Source organism: Pseudomonas sp. Irchel s3f10, assembly GCF_900187515.1.
GTDB lineage: Bacteria > Pseudomonadota > Gammaproteobacteria > Pseudomonadales > Pseudomonadaceae > Aquipseudomonas > Aquipseudomonas tensinigenes.
The window spans coordinates 303,173-325,943 of sequence record NZ_FYDZ01000003.1; the positions used below are offsets into that span (position 1 = coordinate 303,173).

Genomic DNA, 22,771 nt, shown 5'->3' on the forward strand with positions numbered 1-22,771 from the left:
GGAATGCGCTCAGGACACGGAATGCCAGCCCCCTCGATCTCCCTTCGCCCCGCGTTAGTACTCTGGTTATACGCCGCCGCAATCGTGCACATACTCGCCGGACTCACCCTGACCTGGGCCGGGCATTCCGGTTTACTCGACGGCTATCTGCACACCCTCGAACTCGCATTCTGGGGCGCCGACCCGGTGCCCGCCGCCGGCCACGAACAACAAGTCTGGTGGCTCGCGCTGTTCGGCGCGACGCTGCAAAGTTATTCGCTGTACATGCTCGCGCTGGTGCACTTGGGCGATCGCTTGAAAGCCCCGGCAGTCTGGGGCTGGTTGAGCGCCGGCATCCTGTTATGGGCGCCGCAGGACATGTGGCTCTCGGCGCAAAAGGAAGTTTGGTCGCACCTGTGGCTTGACGGTTTTGCGCTGCTCGCATTGTTGCCGCCGCTATTTTGGCTCTATCGACATGACTGTCGGAAAGGCATTTGCGAGATCGTATCGAGCGACCCGAGCCGTGGCTGATGTATCACCGATAAGTCTCATAAAACCTCGATACCTACGCGGACTGCTGTTTGGTTTTGCACTCACGCAGGTTAATCATGCAATTGCCGACAAGACCGTGTTGGTCGGTAATGCTTCCGGTCAATCGCAGGCGGCTAAAGGGCCAATCACCGCTTTGGTCGTGATGACACCCTGCCGGTTTTCCATGACGCTTACGCAAGATCAATGGCTGCAGTTCAATTCGCCTGATCTGGTATTCGTTGCGACAAAACAACTTCCCAACACATTGAACGCGCCGCAGTTGTGGCAGGCGTCAAGCTCAAACAGCGCTGAGTGGAATTTCGAAAAGTCAGCAGGTCTGAGCGAGCCATGGTTTGGTGTTATGTGTGAAAACGCGGGGAATTTTTCCGCCCTCACTGCTCAGAAGTTGCCGTCTGATGACTCGATTGAGGTGCAGCTGTTGCGTGAAGCCAACAACCTCAAGTGTCCGGCAACTTTGACTGATCACGGCTGGAGCCCGACATTGTTGGCGGGGGATCCGCAAACCTACACGTTCGAGTCGCTGGAGGGGACAAAGTCGTCAGGATTCATCATCGGTTATCACGATAAAAGTCGACGTCTGTTCAGTCGCATCACCTTCTGCCTTATGCATAACGAACAGGTGCTGATTGGTTCGGCAGAGTCGGGCTCATCAGCCCCGTTGGCGATAAGCGCTGAGGGATTTGAAAAAATCAAAACAGCAGTGCGGAGCATCACCTTCGAGTGAGGATGTTGATGATGCATTGCATAGATGGAGCTACAGCGTGAAAGGATTTTCAGTTCTTCTCGGCAGCTTGATATTGGCTGCCGCGTCCATGGCATTCGCTGCCGATCCAACCTTCAAGGATTACACCGTCACGCCAGTTTTCACCGGCCCCAACCATAAGCTGGTGCCGCAAGAGAACAGCAGCCCAATGATGGATCAGACACGGGTGCAAGCCCTGAAAGGCAAGGTCAACTTCGCCGGCCATTACATCCTGCACAGGCTCGGTTGTGGCGGTAGCGCCATTTGCGGCGAAGTGCTGGACGCCCAGACCGGTGAAGTAGTTGGCGGTCTGCCGAATGCTTACGACGGCAGCACGTTCGGCATGGTTTACCAGCCCGACAGCCGCTTGATCATCGTGTCCGGCATCACGCTCGACGGCGAAGAAGATGCGCAGGGGAATGCTTTGGAAAGTGGTAACCGGGACCGTTACTACGAATTTGTGAACAACGAATTCCGGCTGCTGAGCACGACCGATGTGGAATCGTCGCCGATGGATGAGGAGTGAGTGGATGAACTGGTTTTTCATTCGGCCTGTGCTGATTGCGCTTTTGTTTTTATCTCATTCACTGCCCGCGACTGCCAGTGAAGGGAGTTGCTACGGCTACCTTACTGAGCTTGTCAGGAGCAGCGATTTTCCGTTTCGTTATGTCGGCAAGCACAAGGTCAATTTGCTGATCGACGAGGACGACGGTGAAGTAGTGCGCGCTCAGCTGTTTTTCGACACCGACGGCAGCGGCACGATTGGCTGGATCAAATACACCCCGGCTACCCACGAATTGCTCAACACCTCGGCCGAGTTGGATGAACCGGTGGCGTTGTCATTCGACGCCAAGTTTGCGGACGGCTATGCAAAGTGCCTGACAAAACAAAAGGCCGGCTAACGGCGAAAAGGATTTCTCAATGAATCAGCTTTTGTTCGCCGGGAGCCTGGCATGGTTGTTCTCTTCCCCAGCCTTCGCCGCGCCGACGGATGCTTACACCCAACGCGATGTCATGCAGTGTGGCGGTGTTGAAGTGGTGTTGGTTTCGTCCTGCCGATCCGTGACAGTGCAGGACACGGAAACCCACGTCATCCCGGTCTGCTCCGACCAGACCATCAACATCGGTAGCAAGGTGCTTCGACGCGATATCAGCAAAGTTTCACAACTCACTTCCGATGGTGCGAAGACGAAGATGTTGAGCAATGTCGTTGTGGCGATGGATTGCGTGGAGGGCACCAAGGGCAGTCTTGTTTCGATAGGCGGATATGGCGGTTGTGGTGCCTGCGCGGAGTGGCATGGGTATTACTCGACAGCAGGGCGATTGGAGCAATACAGCTTCGATAATAACCAACGCTCTTTTGGCTCGAAGGGATCTCGGGAAGAGCTGATCAAGGCCTATGGCGTTACGAAGAGACAGTTAATGTCAGAAAGCCCGGTGGTGAAGAGGATCGTCTATGGCCAGCCTTAAGTGGGTGTTGATGATCAGCAGTTTGTTCAGCGCTACCAATGTCTCGGCAAGAAGAAGCGCAGCGTTATTACCGCGAATACCGCGACGCGATGAGTGCCGCCGGTAAAGCGCAGAAGATTCCGCAACGCGTCGTTGAGCGATCTGAAATTCAGGGACTGAAACAGTGAATATGTTCTTCCGCTTTATCGTGTTGAGCCTTGGGCTGCTAACCACTTCATGCGCGCTTGCTGCGCCCCAAGTCCTGAAGGAAATTCCGGCTAGCTTGCTGGGTGATGCATCACGGCAAAAGGTATTTGTTCTGACAGGGGATGCGGACGAGGCCTCCAACCGGTTGTTGATCGCGCCGGTGCAGGCACGTAATGAGGAAATTTTGCTCGATACGTCGAAGGCGCTGCCTCTGATCAAGAGTCAGTACTCGGCCGCTCTTCAGGGTGTCTTCAGCGTCCATGTAGTCAAAGGTCGCCCCGGCGTCATGACTGTCATTGATCCGCAGTCTGAGGAAGCTGTCGTCAAGCAGCCGTTCGTTGAGGCTGGGGATTACATCGCGCTGGTAACTAGCGAAGAAGATAACGCGGTTTACAACTTCAACCTGTTGTTCGCCTTCAACAGAGGTTCAAAGCAGTTTGAGCTGAAAGCTCTGCTGGAAGTGGCGAACAACGACTCCTGTGACCGGTCGCTTGTCAGCGTAGTGGAGTTGCCGGTGCAGACGTTGGGCCCAATCACTCTGGCCTCTTTCGATGGGCGTGAGGCGCTGCAGAAGCTGCAGGTTGCTCGTACTGGCAGTATTAAGGGCGTGAGAAAGAAATTGATGACCGTCGATTCGGCTGATTTGCTGGATATGGCGCTGGCAGCCTACCGAAAGGGTGATGACTCTTCCTTCAAGGATACGATGAGCTACGCGTTGATGGGCGGTGGCTCACATGACACTTGTCCCCCGGATAGCTATATCGCCGCAAAGTACTACTACCCGCAGCGTCCCGGCTGGTCCAACGACCTTGGGTTTTTACTGGGCGAGGCGGGTTTCTACGCTGAGTCGATTGAGTTGCTCAATGCAGTGATTGCCAACCACCCAAATAGGACGGTTGCTTACCTGAATCTCGCTGACAGTTATTGGGCCGTGAACGATAAAGAGCGAGCGGTGCCGGCGTACAAGCAATACTCATCGCGAATGTCTGAAGCGGGAAAAGCTTCGAAAATCCCGGCGAGGGTGGGGGAGCGCAGCGCTGTGGCGCCCGAGGCGTGACAAGAGCTCGTTGAGTTGCTGTAACTGTGTGTTCTGTACCCATGAACCGCTAAAGGAATATTCGGTTTGAAATTTTCGTCTGCATTGTTTTCCGCGTTGCTCGTTTTCGTTCCTCTGGCGGCGCATAGCGAGGTCACGACCGAGGTTTTTTGCTTCCGCTCCTACGAAGGCAAACCCATAAATTTTGAATTCCGAACCTATTACGACTCTGTCGCCAAATGGAGCGGTGCTGGCGTCAAGTACAGCAAGTCAAAAAAGGCTATTGGGCTGGTTCATCGCAGTACTGAACAAGAAGAACTCGTGTATGGCCGGCCCTACCAGTACACGACAACTTGGGTTGAAGTAGTTGATGGCGCACTGACAGGTGAGTATCAGATGGTCACTCAGGGTGGCCGGGTTGATGCGATGTCGTATACGAATTACAAATCCGCAAAGAAGTATTCGTTTGAAAACGATTACAACGTGGATTCGAAACCTGAAACAGGTTGCCAATGGTGAGGCAGAGAATATTCAGGAAGGGGACTTAACGTCCCTTTATGGGTAGTCAATCCCGTCTCGCCGATGCGTGATGAGTCAGCGACAGGGTTAGAGCCTGCGGTTTTCTTCGATCAGATAATCAATGTCGGGGTGTTTCCGGCGGCTATTCAAGAGCTTTCAAATATCGCTACTCTCTCGACCTTCAAAATTGCCATTGATTATCCATGCCCAAGAATCAAAGGGGCGGGTGGCGCCGCCAGACAGGGCGATCCAGTCAAATTTCGAGACCCGAGAGGTTTCCATGAAAAAGTCCAAACATGAACCTAAGCCTATGATGGCTGCCCGGCTCCAGGCTGAAGCTCGTGAAGTTTTGGCCAAGCGTTCCGATAAGCGCAGCCGCTTTCTGGATGTTGCTCTGTCCAATGGCAGTGATTTCGAGCCTGTCGGTCGACTAGCTGGCTGATGATTTCGGACTATCAAAAAAGCTGCCGTGATTGGCAGCTTTTTTGTGCCTGGGTTTACAGGTAGTTGCAGAAAGGGGACTTAACGTCCCCTTTTTTCATCCGCAAATCTCGCTACGGCTTGGCCGCCACGCTTCGCACTTCAATCTGGTCGAGCGTCCCTTCCACCATCAATCTCACCCCGTCCGCCATTCTGCTCAGGGCAAGGGCTACCGAGCGGCGGGAGCCGTGGAGGTCGTCGGCGAGGTCGCAGGCGATGACGCTGATGGACAGGAGGTCTTCGGAGGCGTTGGCCATGAGGGCTTCGGCGTCGGTGCCGGGAGAGAGTTTGAAGAGGCCGTTTTCACGTTTGGGATGTGGTTCGACGGCTGGTTTGAAATGGTGGTCGAGGGCGCGCTCGGCGGCTTCGTGGAATTTCTTTGATTCCAGAGATTCGTAGGGCGAAATATCCGGGTTTTCTGGGGGATTGGGTGTTGGTTTGATCATAGGTATTTTCCGAGTTATGGAGCCAACACCGTTTCGCTTGCTTCGAAAGGGTGGCAGCTGTGTATAGGTGTGCAAGACCGGACTCGGAAACCGGCAGACCCGAAGGCCTCCCATACACAGCCGCCATAACAGTTCGCGAGCATAGGAAAACACTCGGCGAATAGCCATAACTGAATGCATGACGAGTCTGGACTTGCACGTCCGAGTCACCGATTTTGCGGCGACCCACAGAGCCTATCCCCACCGCACCAACTCGCCTAGTTCATGGACAGCACCGCACCTTGCAGGAAATTTCCCATAGATTCGCGGGGCGGAAGATCAAAAGATCGCAGGCTTCGCCAACTCCTACAGGGATGTGTTTCAACAGGTGTAGGAAAGGTGAGTGGTGAGACGCCGAGCGTCTCGGGATGCATTCCCACGCGCAGCGGGGTAACGATCAGTGGGCGAGCGCTGAATCGTGACTTGGCGGTCATCGTGCGGGGAATAGTCAGCATCCTCTTCCAACAGCGTCAGATACTGGCGTTATCGTCCGAATCCCTTACACTGCCCCGGCCGTTCATTTTCCTTTTGAGGCTGTGCGCATGAAATTTCGTTTTCTTCTGTGGATGATGGGTTTGTTGATGGGTAAGGCCAGCCGGACAAATCCTGCGTTCCAGCAGCAGTTGGGTGACAAGGATCTGGTGTTTCAGCTGCAGACGCTGGATGGGAAAGTGGCGCGGCATTTCGTGGTCAAGGATCAGCGCATCACCAGCAAGTCTGGCGTGGTGGAGGAGCCGGCGTTTGCGATTGCGTTTAAAGATGCCGGTTATGGCTTTGCGACGATGCAGGCGAAGAACAAGCAGTTGGCGTTTATGCAGGGGATTCAGGACAAGTCGATCCAGCTGAAGGGTAATCCGGCGCTGGTGATGTGGTTTCAAGGGTTGATGAAGTATTTGGTGCCGAGGAAGGCTAAGCCTAAGGCTTGAGGTGGTCAGTTAGACCGAGTTGGATTCTTCGCGAGCAAGCTCGCTCCCACAGGAGGTCACCGAAACCTTGTGGGAGCGAGCTTGCTCGCGAAGCTTTTAGGCCTGGCTGAACTGCGAGGCCAGTTCGCGCAGCAGGACTTCGGCTTCAAGCACTTTGCTGACGACGTCGTTGGCTTTTTCGCGGGTCAGGCCAACGCGTTCGAGTAGGGCATCCGGAATATCTTCATCCGGCCCGGACCCGATGCCGCGGCTGCGCAGCAGGCGCACGGCCAGGCAGACGAGGTTCGGGTATTCGGCGTAGGCGCCGTCGTAGCTTGGGTCGTGCTGGAAGCGCAGGGCGGTGGCCAGTTCGTCGGGCATGTCCCAGTAGCGCATCAGCCATGAGCCGATCTGTTCACGGCTGATACCGAGCAGATGTTGCTCGATGTAGCTGTGGCACAGGTGCGGGTTGACCTCCAGGTGGCGGCAGATCAGCGAGAAGTGCGGCGGGAACACGTGGGCCAGCAGCAAATAACCGAAGTTGTGCAGCAGACCGGCCAGATACGTCAGGCCGGCTTCCGGGCGTTGGGCGCGCGGCATGGCGCGGGTCAGGCCTTCGATGACGGCGGCGGTGTAGATCGACTGCTGCCAGTACGGCGTGGTGTGTTGCGGATGATCTTTGGGCAGGCTCAGGGTCTTGCCGAGGGCCAGGCCCAGCGCAAGGTTGATCACCAGATCGAAGCCGAGTACGCGGACGATCGCGTCTTCCACCGAACGAATCTTGCCCGGCGAGGCGTAGTACGGCGACGCCGCCCAGCTCACCACTTGCGCGGCCAGCGCCGGGTCGGTTTCGACCACGCCGGTGATGTCGTCGATGGTGGCGTTGGGATCGACGCGCAGCTTGATGATTTTTTGCGCGGTTTCGGCCAGCGGCGGAATCTCGATGGTCGCTTCCAGACGCTGCTGAATGCGCCGCGCGGTGAACGCTTGCACGGCCTGGGTGATTTCCTCGCGGTCATCGTCCGGGCGGTCGAGATTCGGGCGGATGCTGCTCAGGGCTTCGCCGAAGTTGGCGGCGCTGGCCTTGGTCAGCATGGTCTTGAAATCTTCGCTGGCGATTTCCAGCAGCAGGCCCGGCTCGCCGGAGTTGATCAGCAACTTCGGTTCGCGCAGCAGGCTTTCTTCGTAGAGGCAGGGTGAACTGGTCAACGCCGGCAGGCCCGGCAGCAGGCTCAGGCTGTGTTTGCCGAGCATCTTTTCCAGGCGCTCGGTCGAGACGGCGGTGAGGCGCCGGCCCGTCAGTTCGGCGAGGCGATTGAGATCGAGCAATTGGCTCTGCGGAAACAGCACCATCAGCGCGCCGACGGCGTCGTCCAGCAACACGGCTTGTACCTTGCGCGAGGCATTGAGGCCGTGGTGGTCGAGCACTTCTTCGTAGGCGATGCCCAGCTTGCCTAGCAGCAGCCGAATGACAGACGGCGCGTGCGGGGATTCGGGGGCGAGAGCGGCTTCGGTCATGATCTGTATCCGTTTTTGAAACAATGGCAGGAGTATAACCAGCTTGGTCAGAACGATCTGTCAGAAACTGCGACGGTGCTCACACTTGGCCGTATTGCTGCCCGTGGCGCAACCAGCGATCGAGTAATGGGCTGACGTGGGTTGGCCAGCGTTCCAGCAGGGCTTGGGCCGCGTCGCGGACGGCTGGCAGCAGGTCGGCGTCGCGCATCAGGTCGGCGACTTTGAATTGCAGAAGGCCGGTCTGGCGGGTGCCGAGCATTTCCCCGGGGCCGCGCAGTTCGAGGTCTTTTTCGGCGATGACGAAACCGTCGTTGGTCTCGCGCATGATGCCCAGGCGCTGACGACCGATCTGCGACAGCGGCGGATGGTAGAGCAGCACGCAATGGCTGGCGGCGCTGCCCCGGCCAACGCGGCCGCGCAACTGGTGCAGTTGCGCGAGACCGAGGCGCTCGGGGTTTTCGATGATCATCAGACTGGCGTTGGGTACGTCGACGCCGACTTCGATCACCGTGGTGGCGACCAGCAGTTGCAGGTTGCCGGCCTTGAATTCGGCCATGACGGCGGCTTTCTCGACGGGTTTCATGCGCCCGTGAATCAGCCCGACTTTCAGTTCGCCGAGGGCGAGGGTGAGGTCTTCAAACGTGGTTTCGGCGGCCTGACAGGTCAGCTCTTCCGACTCTTCGATCAGCGTGCATACCCAATAGGCCTGACGGCCTTCGGCGCAGGCACCGCGCACGCGCTCGATGACTTCGACGCGGCGGGTGTCGGTGACCAGCACGGTGTTAACCGGCGTTCGTCCGGGTGGCAGTTCGTCGAGGATTGAGGTGTCGAGGTCGGCGTAGGCACTCATCGCCAATGTCCGTGGAATCGGCGTGGCGGTCATGATCAACTGGTGCGGGCACATGCGTCCGCCGACGCCTTTCTGCCGCAGCGCCAGACGCTGCTGCACGCCGAAGCGGTGCTGCTCGTCGATGATCACCAGCGCCAGATTCTTGAACTGCACTTCGTCCTGAAACAGCGCGTGAGTGCCGACCACCATCGGTGCGCCGCTGGCGATCTGTTCCAGCGCGGTAACGCGGTTCTTGCCCTTGAGCTTGCCGGCCAGCCATGCGACTTCAATGCCCAGCGGCTCGAGCCAGCGCTTGAAGGTGATGAAGTGTTGCTCGGCGAGAATCTCGGTCGGCGCCATCAGCGCGACTTGGTAACCGGCCTCCAGCGCTTGCAGGGCGGCGAGGGCGGCAACCACGGTTTTGCCGGCGCCGACGTCGCCCTGAATCAGGCGCAGCATCGGTTCGTGCTGACTGAGGTCGTAGGCGATTTCGTTGCCGACGCGCTGTTGCGCGCCGGTCGGGTTGAAGCCGAGGTTGGCCAGATATTTCGGCGGCAGCTTTTTCGCTTTCGGCATGGCTGGCGCGCGCAGTGAACGCATGCTTTCGCGCAGACGTTGCTGTGACAGTTGGTGCGTCAGCAGTTCTTCGAAAGCGAGGCGATGCTGCGCCCAGTGATGGCCGAGGGCGAGTTCATCGACGTCGGCATCGGCGGGCGGGTTGTGCAGGTAGCGGATCGCATCGGCCAGCGGCGCCAGTTGATAGTCGCGCGCCAGTTCGGTGGGTAGCCAGTCGGGCAGGGTGTCTGGCTTTAGCATGGTCAGCGTCTGCAGACACAACTGGCGCAGACGCGCCTGAGTCAGGCCTTCGGTGAGCGGGTAGACCGGGGTCAGGGTTTCATCGACTGGCGGCGGTTCGTCACCAGTAATGGCGCGGTATTCCGGGTGGTAGATTTCCAGTCCTGACGCGCCGGGTCGGGCTTCGCCGTAGCAGCGCACCCGCGTGCCACGCTTGAGGCCTTCTTTCTGCGCGTTGCTGAAATGGTAGAAGCGCAGACTGAGACCGCCGGTGCCGTCCTGCAAACGCACGACGAGGCTGCGCCGGCGGCCCATGACCACGTCGGCACCGCTGACGGTGCCTTCGACCACGGCATCCTGTCCCGGTCGCAGCGCGCCGATCGGCACCACGCGGGTGCGATCCTGATAGCGCAGCGGTAGGTGAAACAGCACGTCCTGCAGATTCTCAAGACCAACCTTGGCCAGTTTCTCGGCCATGGCTTCGCCGACACCCTTGAGTGCCGTCACCGACACTTGCGACAGCTCCGTCATGACGCTCGCTTAACCGGCCGTAACCGGTGCCGCTGGCTTGGCCACCGAACACAGGCGAATGGAGTCGGCGAGAATCTCGATGGCTTTCGGCCGTGGGAAGCTCGCGCGCCAGGCAATGGCCACGGTGCGGAACGGCACCGGCGGCGACAGTGGCCGCACTTCGATCACGCCGGGGGCGTAGTGATGGCTGTCGACGGCCGACAACGGCAGGATCGAGATGCCCAGACCGGACGCGACCATGTGCCGGATGGTTTCCAGCGAGCTGGATTCTACCGTGGTGTGTTTGGCGCCGTCGTTGCCCTTGGTCAGGGTCGGGCAGGCTTCCAGCACTTGGTCGCGGAAGCAGTGGCCCTCACCGAGCAGCAGCAGGCTCTTGTCGTTGAGCAGGCCGGCGTCGATGGTTTCTTTTTGCGTCCACGGGTGTTGGGCCGGCATCAGGACGTAGAACGGCTCGTCGTAGAGCGGCAGGGTCAGCACGTCGGCTTCGTTGAACGGCAGGGCGATGATGATCGCGTCGAGCTCGCCGTTGCGCAGTTTGTCGCGCAGCACGTGGGTGAAGTTTTCTTCGATGTACAACGGCATCTGCGGGGCGACCCGGTGCAGTTGCGGAATCAGATGCGGGAACAGGTACGGGCCGACGGTGTAGATCGCACCGACTTTCAACGGCGCGGTCAGCTGGTTCTTGCCGGCTTGGGCCAGTTCACGGATGCCTTGCGCTTGTTCGAGGACTTTCTGCGCCTGGGCGACGATGCCTTCGCCGACCGGGGTCAGGCGCACGGCACTTTTGCTGCGCTCGAAAATCAGCACACCGAGTTCGTCTTCAAGCTTTTTCACGCCCACCGACAGGGTCGGCTGGCTGACGTGGCAACGTTCGGCGGCGTGGCCGAAATGCTGCTCTTGGGCGAGGGTGACGATGTAGCGTAATTCTGTGAGGGTCATAGCAAGCGTCCATGAAGATGCGGGCCAAGCATACCGGCTGCAATCGATAGACGCACGTTATCAGACTGAGGGCCCAATGCGAGTACGTCATAAAGCAAAAGATCGCAGCCTTCGGCAGCTCCTACAGGGAAATGCATTCCAATGTAGGAGCTGCCGAAGGCTGCGATCTTTTGATCTTGCTACTTAACGGCGGCGTTCCAGCGAGTAAACAAACGGCGCAACAATTTCGATCGAGCCGTTGTTGAGCATGTCGGCCGGTGGTTTGGGCAGCGGTTGTGCGCGGCGGATCATTTCCAGGGTTGCCCGGTCCAGATCAGCGTTGCCCGAGCGGCCCACCAGTTCGAACGACAGCACGTTGCCTTCGGCATCCACCACGAAGCGCAGACGGTTCAAGCCTTCTTTACCGCGTGCCTGAGCACTGGCCGGGTACTTTTTGTACTTGGCCAAATGCGCGAGCAGGGTGCCTTGCCAACTGGCCTTGGCTGCCAACTGTGCCGGCGACGGACCCGGCGCAGGCTGGGCGGATTTCTCCGTCGGTGCCTGAGTCGGTTGAGTGTCGGCCGGTTTCTCCTCGGAAGGTTTTTCCTTCGGTGGATCCGGCAGCTTCTTCTCGACCGGCTTCGGCGGTTTCGGCTTTGGCTTCGGCTTGGGTTTGGGCACCGCGATTTCCGCTTTCGGTGCTTCGGCCAGCTTCGGAATCGGCAACTCTTCAACCGGAGCCGGTGGCTGCGGCGGTGTGACGACTTTCGGCGGAGCAGGCGGTGGCGGGGCCGGAACCGGGGCCAGCTCGACCATCATTGCCTGCGGGGGCAATTCGATGGGCGGGCGGGCGGTCCAGTTCAGCGCCAGCGCGATGGCCAGCGCGTGAACGCCCAGCACCACGGCCAGGCTACCGCTGTAACGCGTCAGCTTATGGCGCGTCGTGATCATTTCTTGGCTGCCGTCTCAAGTCCGACCAGACCGACCTTCAGGTAACCGGCGGAGCGCAGCTTGTCCATCACGCTCATGAGGTCGCCGTAATCCACGCCTTTGTCGGCCTGGAAGAAGATGGTGGTGTCTTTCTTGCCCTGAGTCTTGGCGTCGAGCACGGCGCCAAGGGTTTCGGCTTTCACTTCATCGTCGCCGATGTACAGGCGCTGGTCAGCCTTGACGCTGAGGAACACCGGTTTCTCCGGCCGCGGCGCCGGTTTGGCGGTCGAGGCAGGCAGGTCGACTTTGATGTCCACGGTGGCCAATGGAGCGGCCACCATGAAGATGATCAACAGCACCAGCATCACGTCGATGAACGGCGTGACGTTGATTTCGTGGTTCTCGGCCAGATCGTCGTCTGCGCCTTCTTTCAAATGCAGGCCCATGGCCGATTACCCCACTTTGACCATGTGCGGCTGCGAGCTGCGCTCAGGCTGGTGGTCGAGGTCGCGGCTGACCAGCAGCAGCACTTCTGCCGAGGCGTCGGAAACCTGCGCCTTGTAACCGGCGATGGAGCGGGCGAAGACGTTGTAGATCACCACGGCCGGGATCGCGGCAACCAGACCCAGTGCGGTGGCCAGCAATGCTTCAGCAATACCCGGCGCTACGACAGCTAGGTTGGTGGTCTGGGTTTTGGCGATGCCGATAAAGGAGTTCATGATGCCCCACACGGTACCGAACAGGCCCACGAACGGCGCGGTGGAACCGATGGTGGCGAGGACGCCGGTGCCGCTGCTCATGTTGCGACCGCAGGCGGCAACCAGACGCTCGAGACGGAAGCTCACGCGTTCTTTGATGCCTTCTTTCTCGCGGCTGTTGACCGACAGGCGCATCTCTTCGAGGGCGTCGTGCACCAGCAGGTTGGCGAGGGTGCCTTCCTTGCCGGCAGTGGTACTGGCTTCTTTAAGGGTGGTGGCTTTCTTCAGGGCGGCGATTTCGCCACGCAGACGACGCTTGGCGCCCATCAGCTCGAAGCCTTTGGCGATCCAGATGGTCCAGGTGATGATGGAAGCGATGGCCAGACCGATCATCACGATTTTCACGATGATGTCGGCGTTCTGGTACATGCCCCACGGCGACAGGTCGTGGGCCATGCCCAGGCTGTTGTCGGCTTCGAGAACTTCAGGAGCGTCGGCAGCGTCAACTGCTTGCACCGGATCGGTCGCGGCCGGCGTAGCCGGAGCGGCAGTTGGTGCGCTTTGCTCGGTGGCGGCTGGCGTTGCAGGTGCCTGGGCGTCGGCGAAAGCGGCAGTCGGCGCCAGCATCAAGCTGAGCAGCAGAGCCGCCACTGCGCTCCAGGCGCGAGGTCGATTGGTTGGCGAAGCGGGGATTTGATTACGTGTCATGCTGGCCGGACCTGAGATAGAAAAACGGTGATGCTCTACCAGGCCTCGTGAGGCCGAGAACAAAAGTGGCGTGCATTATTGCAAGTAATTCTTGTTAACAAAAGTAATAGAGTATCTTTTTTTCCTGCATTGCTAGCCGCTCGTCCTGTCCCGAGGCTAGTCTGTGTCTTTCCGATAGGAGTTTTTTGATGTCCGCGCCTTCTGTTTTGATTGCCGGTTGTGGTGATGTCGGCAGTCGTCTGGCCAAGCAATTGCTGGCGGCTGGCTGGGAAGTTCATGGCCTGCGCCGGGATGTTTCGAAACTGCCTGACGGTGTGATTGGCGTTGCTGGTGACCTGTTCAACGAAGACTGTCCGGCGACCTGGCCGGTGGGTGCCGTGGACTATCTGGTGTATTGCGCAGCGGCAACCGATCACGATGAAGCCGGTTATCGCGCGGCTTATGTGCAGGGTTTGCAGAATGTTCTGAGCTGGCTGGAGGATTACGGTCAAGTGCCGGAGCGGCTGATCTTCGTCTCCAGCAGCAGTGTGTATGGGCAGCAGGAGGGTGAGTGGGTTGATGAGAACTCAGAGACCATCGCTGCCGGTTATTCAGGACGATTGATGCTTGAGGCTGAGCAGGTCGCGCTTAAGAGTGGCATTCCTGCGAGCATTCTGCGTTTGACCGGGATCTACGGGCCGGGCCGCGAATGGCTGCTGACTCAAGTGCGTCGCGGTTATCGCGTGGCGGTCGAGCCGCCGCTGTATGGCAACCGGATTCATGCTGACGACGCGGCAGGGTTGCTGGCGTTCCTGTTGGAGAAAGATCGGCAGGGCGTGAAACTGGAGGATTTCTACATCGGCGTCGACGACGCGCCGGCACCCTTGGCCGAGGTGGTGGGCTGGTTGCGTGAGTATCTGGGCGTGACCGAATGGTCGGAAGATGCCAGCGTGCGGCGTACCGGCAGCAAACGCTGCAGCAATTCGCGAGCAAAGGCCCTGGGCTGGACGCCAACGTACCCGAGCTACCGCGAAGGCTACGCCTCGATCCTCGAAGGTAAATGCTGACTTTCTAACAACACAAAACAACTGTGGGAGCGAGCCTGCTCGCGAAAGCGGTGTATCAGGCAATATTACTTTGACTGACACACTGCTTTCGCGAGCAGGCTCGCTCCCACATTTGATCTTCAGCGGTTTCAGAAGCGGGTTACTGCTTCTCGAGCAACCACTTGCGCTCACCCGCGGTGAACTGCGGTTGTTCATCCGCCAGCGCGGCATTCACCGCCTGCAGAATCTCCAGCTCTTTGCCCTTGCGCACAAAGATCCAGTTATTGCCCTGACCGTTCTGCTGCAGCCACATGCTGTCGTTGCCGTTGCTCATCGATGCGCAATCACCCGCCAGACACAGTGCGTAGCGATCGGCTCCGGGCAAGCCGGACACTTGGCCGTCAGCCTGGAATTGCACCGTGCTGCCTTCGCCCTGGCCGTTGGTGATTTTCCAGTCTCCGCCCAGATAGGCCGAATACAGCGCACGTTCGAAGCTGGCGCCGATCGGTGCGCCTTCCGGCACCGGAATCTGTGCGCGGTCGAACACCTGCTCGGGTTCGTTGTCGCTGGCGGCTTGCTGCAGTTGTCCGCCGTCGCGTTTCAGCTCGCTGGCAGAACTGCCATAGAAGTCGACTTTCCAGGCGCCGGATTTCTCACCCAGCAGCCGTCCTTCGACGTTCTCAAAACCGTTGGTGTAGCGGGCCTGACTGGCCTTGGTGTTGACGTCCCACTCGAGGTTGGGGCCGTAAGCCTGAAGCGCTTCGCGCAGGGGGCCGCCCTTGGCTGCGGCATCGATCGCCACCTGATTGATCCAGGTGCCGCTGATGTCACGGTCGGCAGGGTTGCTGGCGCAGCCGCCGAGGAAAATGGCGAGCAGCGGGAGAGCTAGCGCTTTGCGCATGGTGGAATCCTTTCAAAACCTTTTCTTGCAGCAGTCGGCGCGGCGATTGAAGGCCGCGCCGTGCGCATCACTCGATGACCAGAATGGCATCCATTTCAACCTGCGAACCCTTTGGCAGGGCAGCCACGCCGATGGCGGCGCGGGCCGGGTATGGCTGGTCGAAATACTTGCCCATGATCTCGTTGACCTTGGCGAAGTGGCTCAGGTCGGTGAGGAAGATGTTCAGTTTGACGATGTCCTTGAACGAACCGCCAGCGGCCTCGGCCACGGCCTTCAGGTTCTCGAACACCTGGACGGTCTGGGCTTCGAAGCCTTCAACCAGTTCCATGGTTTTTGGGTCCAGAGGAATCTGACCCGACATGTAAACGGTGTTGCCTGCCTTGATCGCCTGGGAGTAAGTACCGATGGCGGCCGGGGCCTTGTCGCTGGTGATTACGGTTTTGGTCATGAATGACTCCTTGTAATAGGCAGGTTATGCACGCATGCGGGTGATGCGGATCACCCCGGTCAAGGCGCGCAGCTTCTTGATCACGCGGGCCAGGTGCACACGGTCGTGGACGCTGACCACCAACTGGACCACGCTGATGCGACCATCGCGTTCGTCCATGCTGATTTTCTCGATATTGCCGTCGGCTGCGTTGACGCTGCTGGCCAGCAGGGCGATCAGGCCGCGCTGATGCTCCAGCTCGACACGCAGTTCGACGTTGAACTCGCCGGTGACATCCTTGGCCCACGAGAGCTGGATGCATTTTTCCGGGTTGTGCCTGATTTCGCTGATGTTGCGGCAGTTGTCCAGGTGCACGACCATGCCTTTGCCCGCCGACAGGTGCCCGACGATCGGGTCGCCCGGGATCGGCGTGCAGCACTTGGCGTAGCTCAGCACCAGACCTTCGGTGCCGCGAATCGCCAGCGGCCCTTCGGGGCTTGGCAGCTGTTCGCCTTCGCCGAGCAGCCGTCGGGCAACGACGTAAGCCATCCGGTTGCCGAGGCCAATGTCTTCAAGCAAATCTTCGATCAGTTCGAGGCGGTACTCGGTAAGCATCGCCTTGACGCGTTCGGCCGGGATCTGCTCCAGCGCGCTGTCGAAACCGTTGAGGACCTTGTTCAGCAGGCGTTCGCCGAGGCTGATGGACTCGGAGCGACGTTGCAGTTTCAGCGCATGGCGGATGTGCGTGCGCGCCTTGCCGGTGACCACGAAGTTGAGCCACGCCGGGTTTGGTCGTGCGCCGGGGGCGCTGACGATCTCGACCGTAGAGCCGCTTTGCAGCGGTTCGGACAGCGGTGCGAGGCGACGGTTGATCCGGCAGGCGATGCAGCTGTTGCCGACATCGGTGTGGACCGCGTAGGCAAAGTCGACCGCCGTGGAGCCTTTCGGCAGCTCCATAATCCGGCCTTTCGGGGTGAAGACGTAGACCTCGTCCGGGAACAGGTCGATCTTCACGCTCTCGATGAATTCCAGCGAGTTGCCGGCGCGTTGCTGCATTTCCAGCACGCCTTTGACCCACTGGCGGGCACGGGCGTGAGTGCCTTTCGGCTGTTCGTCACCGCTGGACTTGTACAGCCAATGGGCGGCAATGCCGTTGTTGGCCATCTCTTCCATTTCGCGGGTGCGAATCTGAATCTCGATCGGTACGCCGTGCATGCCGAACAGCGTGGTGTGCAGCGACTGATAGCCGTTGGCCTTGGGGATCGCGATGTAATCCTTGAAGCGCCCCGGCAACGGTTTGTACAAATTATGTACAGCGCCTAGCACGCGGTAGCAGGTATCGACCTTGTCGACGATGATCCGGAACGCATAGACGTCCATGATCTCGTTGAAGGCCCGACGCTTGCCGCGCATTTTCTTGTAGATGCCGTAGAGGTGTTTCTGCCGACCGCTGACTTCCCCCTGGATGCCGTCGATGGCGAGGCAATGGCCAAGGGATTCTTCGATCTTGTTGACGATTTCCTTGCGGTTGCCCCGGGCGCGTTTGACCGCCTGGTAGATCCGCGCGGAACGCATCGGGTGCATCGCCTTGAACCCGAGGTCTTCGAATTCGATGCGGATCGCATGCATGCCCAGCCGGTTCGCGATGGGCGCGTAGATTTCGAGGGTTTCCTTGGCGATCCGCCGGCGTTTTTCGCCGGACAGCACTTCCAGCGTGCGCATGTTGTGCAGGCGGTCGGCAAGCTTGACCAGGATCACGCGAATATCGCGCGCCATGGCCATGGCCATTTTCTGGAAGTTTTCGGCCTGGGCTTCGGCCTTGGTCTCGAAATTCATCTGGGTCAGTTTGCTGACCCCGTCGACCAGTTCGGCCACGGTTTCACCGAACTGCGCTTGCAGCGCTTCTTTGGCGATACCGGTGTCTTCGATCACGTCATGCAGCATCGCTGCCATCAGGCTCTGATGGTCCATGTGCATGTCGGCAAGAATATTGGCCACGGCAAGAGGATGCGTGACGTACGCCTCGCCGCTGCGACGGCGTTGACCGTCATGGGCTTGTTCGGCGTAGAAATACGCTCGGCGGACCAGGTTGACCTGGTCATTGCCGAGGTAGGTCGATAAGCGATCGGCGAGGGCGTCTATGCTCGGCATGATAATTCCTGCCGTAAGCTGTGATCCCGCGCCGTGCTACGTCGACCAGGCATAGGCTTAGACGGCCTCGTTGGACTCGTCCTCGAACGCTGCAAACAGCGGCTCATCCTGGACGATTTCCTGCTCGGCGATGAACTCGTAGCTCATCAGGCCTTCAGCGATTTCACGCAGCGCTACAACGGTAGGCTTGTCGTTTTCCCACTGAACCAGTGGCTCTTTGCCGCCGGTGGCCAGTTGACGGGCACGTTTGGTAGAGAGCATGACCAGCTCAAAACGGTTTTCCACGTGGTTCAGGCAGTCTTCAACGGTTACGCGGGCCATGGTATTCCTCGGAGCGAATGCAATATGCGCGCTGCCCGGTTGGGCGAGCGGACTCAACAGTTTAAAAAATCACCAGCGATTAGGGAAGCGCTGATTTTTTGACCAAGCCCTTCAACGCGCTGCAAGCACCAATGTAAAGCGCTTGCAGCTGTTTTGGGAAGTGCTGATTAACCGAGCAATTCGGCCAGCAATTTGCCGAAACGTACCTGCTGGCGTTTCTGCTGGAGTTGATTGGCGCGGAAAATCGCCTTGAGATCATCCAGTGCGTGAGCAAAATCGTCGTTGATGATCAGGTAGTCGTACTCGACATAGTGACTCATCTCGCTGACCGCTTCGCGCATGCGGCCGTCAATGATCTCGTCGCTGTCCTGGCCGCGATTGGTCAGGCGCTGGTGCAGGGCCTGCAGCGACGGCGGCAGGATAAAGATCGAGCGTGCTTGCGGCATCAGCTTGCGCACTTGCTCGGCGCCCTGCCAGTCGATTTCCAGAATCAGGTCGTGACCTTCGTCCAGCGTCTGCTGCAGGCGGCTTTGCGAGGTGCCGTAGAAGTTGCCGAAGACTTCGGCGCGTTCGAGGAAGTCGCCATGCTCGCCCATCTTCACGAACTCTTCGCGGGTCACGAAGTGATAGTTCACGCCGTCCACTTCACCCGGACGCATGGCGCGAGTGGTGTGGGAAACTGAAACGCGAATTTCCGGAATGGCGTCGGTCAACGCCTTGACCAGGCTGCTCTTGCCCGCGCCAGATGGCGCGGAAATGATGTACAGGGTGCCGGTGCTGTGGGTCATGTCGGGGTTGCCTTACTCAATATTCTGCACTTGTTCGCGCATCTGCTCGATCAAAACCTTGAGGTTGACGGCGGCTTGGGTGCTGCGCGGGTCGAAGGCCTTGGAGCCCAGTGTATTGGCTTCGCGGTTGAGTTCCTGCATCAGGAAATCGAGGCGACGTCCGGCCGCACCGCCGGATTTGAGCACACGGCGCACTTCGATGATGTGGGTGCTCAAGCGATCCAGTTCTTCGGCCACGTCGCTTTTTTGCGCGAGGATGACCATTTCCTGTTCGAGGCGCAGCGGGTCCAGTTCGGCCTTCATGTCGGCGAAGCGGTCGAGGACTTTCTGGCGCTGGGTCGCAAGCATCTGCGGTACCAGTTCGCGCAGGGTCACGACGTCTTCTTCGATAGAGGTCAGGCGCTCGTTGATCAAGCGTGCCAACTCCGCGCCTTCGCGCTCGCGGCCAGCCTTCAACTCTTTCAGGCCTTGATTGAACAGGGCCAGTGCGTCGGCGTTCAATGCCTGCGGGTCAGTCGCATCGCCCACCAATACGCCGGGCCAGGCCAGCACTTCCAGCGGATTCAATGCGGCAGGATTCTTGATCAGACCAGCGACCGTCTCAGCGGCGGCGACCAACTGCGCGGCGCGCTCGCGATCAATTTGCAGTGTTTTGCCCGTGCTTTCTTCGGTGAAACGCAGGGTGCATTCGAGTTTGCCCCGCGACAGGCCCTGACGCAGCGCTTCACGTACCGCGCCTTCGAGGTCGCGAAACGACTCCGGCAGGCGCAGGTGGGGCTCCAGATAGCGGCTGTTGACCGAGCGCAGCTCCCAGCTCAGGGTGCCCTGTGCGCCGGCTTTTTCGACGCGGGCGAAGGCGGTCATGCTGTGCACCATGGCGGTGACCTCGCAATGCAGATCGGCGCGAAACGTGAGTTTCGCGAGCACGATATGAATGAATTTAAGCCGACTGGCAGCAAAGGCGCAGGATTGTAGCGCAGTGCGGCGAATGCGCCCAAACACACGGTGTGACAAAGGGCTGCAGCCCGTCGGTAATGGGTGTTTCAGGGGCTTCGATCGTCGGTCGGGATTTTTAACAAGTGCCCAGTCGCGGTGCAGGGCTCTATAATGCTCGGCAGTTTTCCGTCCCCAGTACAGGTATTCCCTATGAAACGTCCAAGTGGTCGCGCTGCCGATCAGCTCCGCTCGATCCGCATTACCCGCAACTACACCAAACACGCCGAGGGATCCGTACTGGTCGAATTCGGTGATACCAAAGTCATCTGCACCGTCAGCGTCGAAAACGGCGTGCCGCGTTTCCTCAAGGGTCAGGGCCAAGGTTGGTTGACCGCCGAGTACGGCATGCTGCCGCGCGCCACTGGCGAGCGTAACCAGCGTGAAGCGAGCCGTGGCAAGCAGGGCGGTCGCACCCTGGAAATCCAGCGTCTGATCGGTCGTTCCCTGCGCGCTGCGCTGGACATGTCCAAGCTGGGCGACGTGACCCTGTACGTCGACTGCGACGTGATCCAGGCTGACGGCGGCACCCGCACTGCTTCGATCACCGGTGCCATGGTTGCGCTGGTTGATGCATTGAAAGTGATCAAGAAGCGTGGTGGCCTGAAGGGCGGCGATCCGCTCAAGCAGATGATCGGTGCCGTATCGGTGGGTATGTATCAAGGTGAGCCAGTGCTGGATCTGGACTATCTTGAAGACTCCGCTGCCGAGACTGACCTCAACGTGGTGATGACCAGCACCGGTGGCTTCATCGAAGTACAGGGCACCGCTGAAGGCGCGCCGTTCCAGCCTGAAGACCTCAACGCCATGCTGGAACTGGCCAAGAAAGGTATGAACGAAATCTTCGAACTGCAAAAGGCTGCACTGGCCGACTGAGCAGGTGGATAGCCGCAAGGAGGATGCGATGAGTGACAAGCAAGAGTTGTTGCCCAAACCGAGCCAAGAGGTTCGCCAATGGGCGATGTTTTGTCACTTGTCCGCCTTGCTGGGGATCTGGATTCCGTTCGGCAATCTGATCGGACCCTTGATCCTTTGGCAGATGAAGCGCGAGACAGATGCGTTCATCGATGCGCAGGGCAAGGAGGCGTTGAATTTTCAGATCACCGTCGCCATCGCCTCATTGATTTGCTTCCTGCTGATGGTGCTGATCATCGGGTTCTTCCTGCTGGGGATACTGGCGATCGGCGCGCTGGTTTTGACGATCATCGCCGGTGTGAAAGCCAATGAAGGTTTTCCTTATCGATATCCGTTTACCTGGCGGCTGATCAAATAAGAAGCTCGAAAAGTTTAAAACCAATGCCCTGACTTGTCAGGGCATTTTTATTTATGCAACTAAATTAGTCTCTACTATATGTAGGAATAATCTGACCGCGATGACTGGTCGATACTCTTTCCATATATACACTTTTGGTCACAACTGCATTGGCTTAGTTTGGATTCATGGCCTTGGAATCAACGGCGACGATTGTTAAAGTTGGCCGAATAATATTTCTCCTGAAATATTAAGATATATTCAAGCCATCGAAGGCTTTTGAATTTCCGAGTAATCAGTGTTGAGACAATCAGCCGGTTCATGAGGCGCGTGCAGGTAAAAAGCGCGCCTCTGAATATATAGCCAAGAATAATCCCAATGATTCAGCTCGATTTTTACGGAACACTTGTGGCCGCTTCCTTAGTGCTTCTGCTAGGGCGCGGGCTCGTTATGCGTGTTGGTTTTATGCGCAGTTACAATATCCCTGAACCTGTAGCGGGTGGTCTGGTAGTTGCCTTGCTGTTGTTGCTGCTGCGAACGTTCGATATTGAAATTCGTTTTGATACTTCTCTGCAGACACCTCTGATGCTGGCCTTTTTTGCCACCATCGGTCTAAGCGCAGATTTTGCCAGCTTGAAGAAAGGCGGGCGCATCGTCGGGATATTTCTCCTGGCGGTCACCGGGCTGTTGGTGGTGCAGAATGCGATGGGTATCGGCTTGGCAAAAATGCTTGGGCTTGATCCATTGATGGGGCTGTTGACCGGGTCGATCACATTGGCGGGCGGCCATGGCACGGGTGCTGCGTGGGGTACGGTATTCAGCGAGAAGTACGGTCTGGCCTCTGCGTCCGAACTGGCGATGGCTTCCGCGACGTTTGGTCTGGTGCTGGGTGGTTTGATCGGCGGACCGGTCGCGCGCTTGCTCATCAAGCGAGTGCAGGTGCCCGGTGGTCAGAGTCAGGATGTGCCGCCGCGGTTGCCAAAAGGCTTCGAGCAACCAAACAAAGAACGCTCGATTACCCCATTTTCGTTTATAGAAACACTCGCCTTGATCGCGGTCAGTTTGCTGGCGGGCAATCTGTTGAACGGCCTGCTGCAGGGGACCGCATTCGAGTTGCCGACGTTTGTTTGCGTCCTGTTTGTAGGCGTGGTGCTGCGCAACGGTCTTTCAGCGCTGGGCCTGTATCAGGTGTTTGAGCGTGAAGTCTCGGTGCTGGGTAATGTCAGTCTGTCGTTGTTCCTGGCAATCGCCTTGATGTCACTGAAGTTGTGGGATCTGGCCGCGTTGGCCTTGCCGATCTTCATCATTCTGGCCGTGCAGGCGCTGGTCATGGCGCTGTTCGCGATCTTCGTGACGTTCCGGGTGATGGGCCGCAACTACGATGCGGCCGTGCTGGCGGCAGGGCATTGCGGTTTTGGCCTGGGCGCCACGCCGACTGCCATTGCCAACATGCAGGCCGTGACGCAGCGCTACGGCCCCTCGCAGATCGCGTTTCTGGTGGTGCCGATGGTCGGGGCGTTCTTCATCGACATTATCAATGTCGTCGTGATCAAGCTGTACTTGATGTTGCCGTTCTTCGCCGCCGTCTGAATTCGATTCCGTCTTGAGCGCAGGCATAAAAAATGCCCGTAT

Annotated in this window: 27 protein-coding genes; 14 read left to right on the plus strand and 13 right to left on the minus strand. The window is 58.7% G+C overall.

The window, feature by feature from the left end; genetic code table 11:
- Positions 1-21: 21 nt before the first annotated feature.
- From CKW17_RS10500 to CKW17_RS30340, 9 genes are all read left to right on the plus strand, one after another.
- Positions 22-510, plus strand: coding sequence for a cell division protein (locus tag CKW17_RS10500; protein ID WP_095119795.1), 489 nt, complete (start codon positions 22-24; stop codon positions 508-510).
- Positions 503-1,255, plus strand: coding sequence for a hypothetical protein (locus tag CKW17_RS10505; protein WP_238785182.1), 753 nt, complete (start codon positions 503-505; stop codon positions 1,253-1,255). The genes CKW17_RS10500 and CKW17_RS10505 overlap by 8 nt, the downstream gene beginning before the upstream one ends.
- Positions 1,256-1,343: 88 nt before the next feature.
- The gene (locus tag CKW17_RS10510) at positions 1,344-1,799 is read left to right on the plus strand and encodes a hypothetical protein (protein WP_095119904.1); all 456 of its coding nucleotides are present in this window, start codon (positions 1,344-1,346) and stop codon (positions 1,797-1,799) included.
- Positions 1,800-1,803: 4 nt separating this feature from the next.
- Positions 1,804-2,175, plus strand: a complete 372-nt coding sequence (locus CKW17_RS10515) for a hypothetical protein (protein ID WP_095119796.1) — start codon at positions 1,804-1,806, stop codon at positions 2,173-2,175.
- Between the two features lie 19 nt (positions 2,176-2,194).
- Positions 2,195-2,743 (plus strand): hypothetical protein, encoded by a 549-nt coding sequence (locus tag CKW17_RS10520; RefSeq protein ID WP_095119797.1) that lies wholly within the window; start codon positions 2,195-2,197, stop codon positions 2,741-2,743.
- Between the two features lie 38 nt (positions 2,744-2,781).
- Positions 2,782-2,910 (plus strand): hypothetical protein, encoded by a 129-nt coding sequence (locus CKW17_RS29790; RefSeq protein ID WP_256586220.1) that lies wholly within the window; start codon positions 2,782-2,784, stop codon positions 2,908-2,910.
- 2 nt (positions 2,911-2,912) lie between these two features.
- Positions 2,913-3,986, plus strand: a complete 1,074-nt coding sequence (locus CKW17_RS10525; RefSeq protein ID WP_095119798.1) for a M48 family metallopeptidase — start codon at positions 2,913-2,915, stop codon at positions 3,984-3,986.
- A 66-nt stretch (positions 3,987-4,052) separates the two neighbouring features.
- Entirely contained in the window at positions 4,053-4,484 is a 432-nt protein-coding gene (locus CKW17_RS10530) for a hypothetical protein (protein ID WP_095119799.1), read from the plus strand.
- A 280-nt stretch (positions 4,485-4,764) separates the two neighbouring features.
- On the plus strand, positions 4,765-4,926 hold the full coding sequence (locus CKW17_RS30340) for a hypothetical protein (protein WP_176470057.1): 162 nt from the start codon (positions 4,765-4,767) through the stop codon (positions 4,924-4,926).
- A gap of 112 nt (positions 4,927-5,038) precedes the next feature.
- On the opposite strand, the gene CKW17_RS10535 is transcribed toward CKW17_RS30340, so the two are convergent.
- The gene (locus CKW17_RS10535; RefSeq protein ID WP_016985802.1) at positions 5,039-5,410 is read right to left on the minus strand and encodes a DUF6124 family protein; all 372 of its coding nucleotides are present in this window, start codon (positions 5,408-5,410) and stop codon (positions 5,039-5,041) included.
- A 581-nt stretch (positions 5,411-5,991) separates the two neighbouring features.
- Between CKW17_RS10535 and CKW17_RS10540 the strand changes: the two genes are divergently transcribed.
- The gene (locus CKW17_RS10540) at positions 5,992-6,375 is read left to right on the plus strand and encodes a helicase (RefSeq protein WP_095119800.1); all 384 of its coding nucleotides are present in this window, start codon (positions 5,992-5,994) and stop codon (positions 6,373-6,375) included.
- Positions 6,376-6,471: 96 nt separating this feature from the next.
- Here CKW17_RS10540 and CKW17_RS10545 read toward each other — a convergent pair whose 3' ends face one another.
- The 6 genes from CKW17_RS10545 to exbB form a co-directional block, all read right to left on the minus strand.
- The gene (locus CKW17_RS10545; RefSeq protein WP_034152069.1) at positions 6,472-7,872 is read right to left on the minus strand and encodes an aminoacyl-tRNA deacylase and HDOD domain-containing protein; all 1,401 of its coding nucleotides are present in this window, start codon (positions 7,870-7,872) and stop codon (positions 6,472-6,474) included.
- Positions 7,873-7,951: 79 nt separating this feature from the next.
- Entirely contained in the window at positions 7,952-10,027 is a 2,076-nt protein-coding gene (gene recG, locus CKW17_RS10550) for an ATP-dependent DNA helicase RecG (RefSeq protein ID WP_095119801.1), read from the minus strand.
- Positions 10,028-10,036: 9 nt separating this feature from the next.
- The gene (locus tag CKW17_RS10555; RefSeq protein WP_007920331.1) at positions 10,037-10,966 is read right to left on the minus strand and encodes a hydrogen peroxide-inducible genes activator; all 930 of its coding nucleotides are present in this window, start codon (positions 10,964-10,966) and stop codon (positions 10,037-10,039) included.
- 183 nt (positions 10,967-11,149) lie between these two features.
- The gene (locus CKW17_RS10560) at positions 11,150-11,896 is read right to left on the minus strand and encodes an energy transducer TonB (RefSeq protein ID WP_095119802.1); all 747 of its coding nucleotides are present in this window, start codon (positions 11,894-11,896) and stop codon (positions 11,150-11,152) included.
- The gene (gene exbD, locus CKW17_RS10565) at positions 11,893-12,321 is read right to left on the minus strand and encodes a TonB system transport protein ExbD (RefSeq protein WP_007920333.1); all 429 of its coding nucleotides are present in this window, start codon (positions 12,319-12,321) and stop codon (positions 11,893-11,895) included. The genes CKW17_RS10560 and exbD overlap by 4 nt, the downstream gene beginning before the upstream one ends.
- A gap of 6 nt (positions 12,322-12,327) precedes the next feature.
- A complete protein-coding gene (gene exbB / locus CKW17_RS10570) occupies positions 12,328-13,281 on the minus strand; it encodes a tonB-system energizer ExbB (protein ID WP_095119803.1) in 954 nt (317 codons plus the stop codon).
- Positions 13,282-13,469: 188 nt separating this feature from the next.
- Here exbB and CKW17_RS10575 point away from each other — a divergent pair, with 188 nt between their 5' ends.
- Positions 13,470-14,327, plus strand: coding sequence for an SDR family oxidoreductase (locus CKW17_RS10575; RefSeq protein ID WP_095119804.1), 858 nt, complete (start codon positions 13,470-13,472; stop codon positions 14,325-14,327).
- Between the two features lie 139 nt (positions 14,328-14,466).
- On the opposite strand, the gene CKW17_RS10580 is transcribed toward CKW17_RS10575, so the two are convergent.
- The 6 genes from CKW17_RS10580 to CKW17_RS10605 form a co-directional block, all read right to left on the minus strand.
- Entirely contained in the window at positions 14,467-15,207 is a 741-nt protein-coding gene (locus CKW17_RS10580; protein ID WP_095119805.1) for a hypothetical protein, read from the minus strand.
- Positions 15,208-15,274: 67 nt separating this feature from the next.
- Positions 15,275-15,655: a RidA family protein gene (locus CKW17_RS10585; protein ID WP_003229509.1), complete on the minus strand. Its 381-nt coding sequence runs from the start codon at positions 15,653-15,655 to the stop codon at positions 15,275-15,277.
- A gap of 24 nt (positions 15,656-15,679) precedes the next feature.
- The gene (spoT, locus tag CKW17_RS10590) at positions 15,680-17,785 is read right to left on the minus strand and encodes a bifunctional GTP diphosphokinase/guanosine-3',5'-bis pyrophosphate 3'-pyrophosphohydrolase (RefSeq protein WP_007954439.1); all 2,106 of its coding nucleotides are present in this window, start codon (positions 17,783-17,785) and stop codon (positions 15,680-15,682) included.
- 57 nt (positions 17,786-17,842) lie between these two features.
- Complete coding sequence (rpoZ, locus tag CKW17_RS10595; RefSeq protein ID WP_016985812.1) at positions 17,843-18,106, minus strand: DNA-directed RNA polymerase subunit omega; 264 nt, start codon at positions 18,104-18,106, stop codon at positions 17,843-17,845.
- Between the two features lie 167 nt (positions 18,107-18,273).
- Positions 18,274-18,894, minus strand: a complete 621-nt coding sequence (gmk, locus tag CKW17_RS10600) for a guanylate kinase (protein ID WP_008078609.1) — start codon at positions 18,892-18,894, stop codon at positions 18,274-18,276.
- Between the two features lie 12 nt (positions 18,895-18,906).
- Entirely contained in the window at positions 18,907-19,770 is an 864-nt protein-coding gene (locus CKW17_RS10605; protein ID WP_095119905.1) for a YicC/YloC family endoribonuclease, read from the minus strand.
- Positions 19,771-20,040: 270 nt separating this feature from the next.
- Between CKW17_RS10605 and rph the strand changes: the two genes are divergently transcribed.
- The 3 genes from rph (at position 20,041) to gltS (ending at position 22,729) form a co-directional block, all read left to right on the plus strand.
- Entirely contained in the window at positions 20,041-20,763 is a 723-nt protein-coding gene (gene rph, locus CKW17_RS10610; RefSeq protein ID WP_027610407.1) for a ribonuclease PH, read from the plus strand.
- A gap of 28 nt (positions 20,764-20,791) precedes the next feature.
- Positions 20,792-21,160, plus strand: coding sequence for a DUF4870 domain-containing protein (locus CKW17_RS10615; RefSeq protein ID WP_095119806.1), 369 nt, complete (start codon positions 20,792-20,794; stop codon positions 21,158-21,160).
- Between the two features lie 357 nt (positions 21,161-21,517).
- Entirely contained in the window at positions 21,518-22,729 is a 1,212-nt protein-coding gene (gltS, locus tag CKW17_RS10620; protein ID WP_095119807.1) for a sodium/glutamate symporter, read from the plus strand.
- Positions 22,730-22,771 lie beyond the last annotated feature (42 nt).

Excerpts from the sequence above, each read along its gene's own strand:
- CKW17_RS10500 (WP_095119795.1), top strand. The coding sequence starts at position 22 with ATGCCAGCCCCCTCGATCTCCCTTCGCCCCGCGTTAGTACTCTGGTTA.
- CKW17_RS10510 (WP_095119904.1), top strand. The coding sequence starts at position 1,344 with ATGGCATTCGCTGCCGATCCAACCTTCAAGGATTACACCGTCACGCCA.
- CKW17_RS10515 (WP_095119796.1), top strand. The coding sequence starts at position 1,804 with ATGAACTGGTTTTTCATTCGGCCTGTGCTGATTGCGCTTTTGTTTTTA.
- CKW17_RS10520 (WP_095119797.1), top strand. The coding sequence starts at position 2,195 with ATGAATCAGCTTTTGTTCGCCGGGAGCCTGGCATGGTTGTTCTCTTCC.
- CKW17_RS29790 (WP_256586220.1), top strand. The coding sequence starts at position 2,782 with ATGTCTCGGCAAGAAGAAGCGCAGCGTTATTACCGCGAATACCGCGAC.
- CKW17_RS10525 (WP_095119798.1), top strand. The coding sequence starts at position 2,913 with ATGTTCTTCCGCTTTATCGTGTTGAGCCTTGGGCTGCTAACCACTTCA.
- CKW17_RS30340 (WP_176470057.1), top strand. The coding sequence starts at position 4,765 with ATGAAAAAGTCCAAACATGAACCTAAGCCTATGATGGCTGCCCGGCTC.
- CKW17_RS10535 (WP_016985802.1), bottom strand. The coding sequence starts at position 5,410 with ATGATCAAACCAACACCCAATCCCCCAGAAAACCCGGATATTTCGCCC.
- CKW17_RS10540 (WP_095119800.1), top strand. The coding sequence starts at position 5,992 with ATGAAATTTCGTTTTCTTCTGTGGATGATGGGTTTGTTGATGGGTAAG.
- CKW17_RS10545 (WP_034152069.1), bottom strand. The coding sequence starts at position 7,872 with ATGACCGAAGCCGCTCTCGCCCCCGAATCCCCGCACGCGCCGTCTGTC.
- recG (WP_095119801.1), bottom strand. The coding sequence starts at position 10,027 with ATGACGGAGCTGTCGCAAGTGTCGGTGACGGCACTCAAGGGTGTCGGC.
- CKW17_RS10555 (WP_007920331.1), bottom strand. The coding sequence starts at position 10,966 with ATGACCCTCACAGAATTACGCTACATCGTCACCCTCGCCCAAGAGCAG.
- CKW17_RS10560 (WP_095119802.1), bottom strand. The coding sequence starts at position 11,896 with ATGATCACGACGCGCCATAAGCTGACGCGTTACAGCGGTAGCCTGGCC.
- exbD (WP_007920333.1), bottom strand. The coding sequence starts at position 12,321 with ATGGGCCTGCATTTGAAAGAAGGCGCAGACGACGATCTGGCCGAGAAC.
- exbB (WP_095119803.1), bottom strand. The coding sequence starts at position 13,281 with ATGACACGTAATCAAATCCCCGCTTCGCCAACCAATCGACCTCGCGCC.
- CKW17_RS10575 (WP_095119804.1), top strand. The coding sequence starts at position 13,470 with ATGTCCGCGCCTTCTGTTTTGATTGCCGGTTGTGGTGATGTCGGCAGT.
- CKW17_RS10580 (WP_095119805.1), bottom strand. The coding sequence starts at position 15,207 with ATGCGCAAAGCGCTAGCTCTCCCGCTGCTCGCCATTTTCCTCGGCGGC.
- CKW17_RS10585 (WP_003229509.1), bottom strand. The coding sequence starts at position 15,655 with ATGACCAAAACCGTAATCACCAGCGACAAGGCCCCGGCCGCCATCGGT.
- spoT (WP_007954439.1), bottom strand. The coding sequence starts at position 17,785 with ATGCCGAGCATAGACGCCCTCGCCGATCGCTTATCGACCTACCTCGGC.
- rpoZ (WP_016985812.1), bottom strand. The coding sequence starts at position 18,106 with ATGGCCCGCGTAACCGTTGAAGACTGCCTGAACCACGTGGAAAACCGT.
- gmk (WP_008078609.1), bottom strand. The coding sequence starts at position 18,894 with ATGACCCACAGCACCGGCACCCTGTACATCATTTCCGCGCCATCTGGC.
- CKW17_RS10605 (WP_095119905.1), bottom strand. The coding sequence starts at position 19,770 with ATGGTGCACAGCATGACCGCCTTCGCCCGCGTCGAAAAAGCCGGCGCA.
- rph (WP_027610407.1), top strand. The coding sequence starts at position 20,041 with ATGAAACGTCCAAGTGGTCGCGCTGCCGATCAGCTCCGCTCGATCCGC.
- CKW17_RS10615 (WP_095119806.1), top strand. The coding sequence starts at position 20,792 with ATGAGTGACAAGCAAGAGTTGTTGCCCAAACCGAGCCAAGAGGTTCGC.
- gltS (WP_095119807.1), top strand. The coding sequence starts at position 21,518 with ATGATTCAGCTCGATTTTTACGGAACACTTGTGGCCGCTTCCTTAGTG.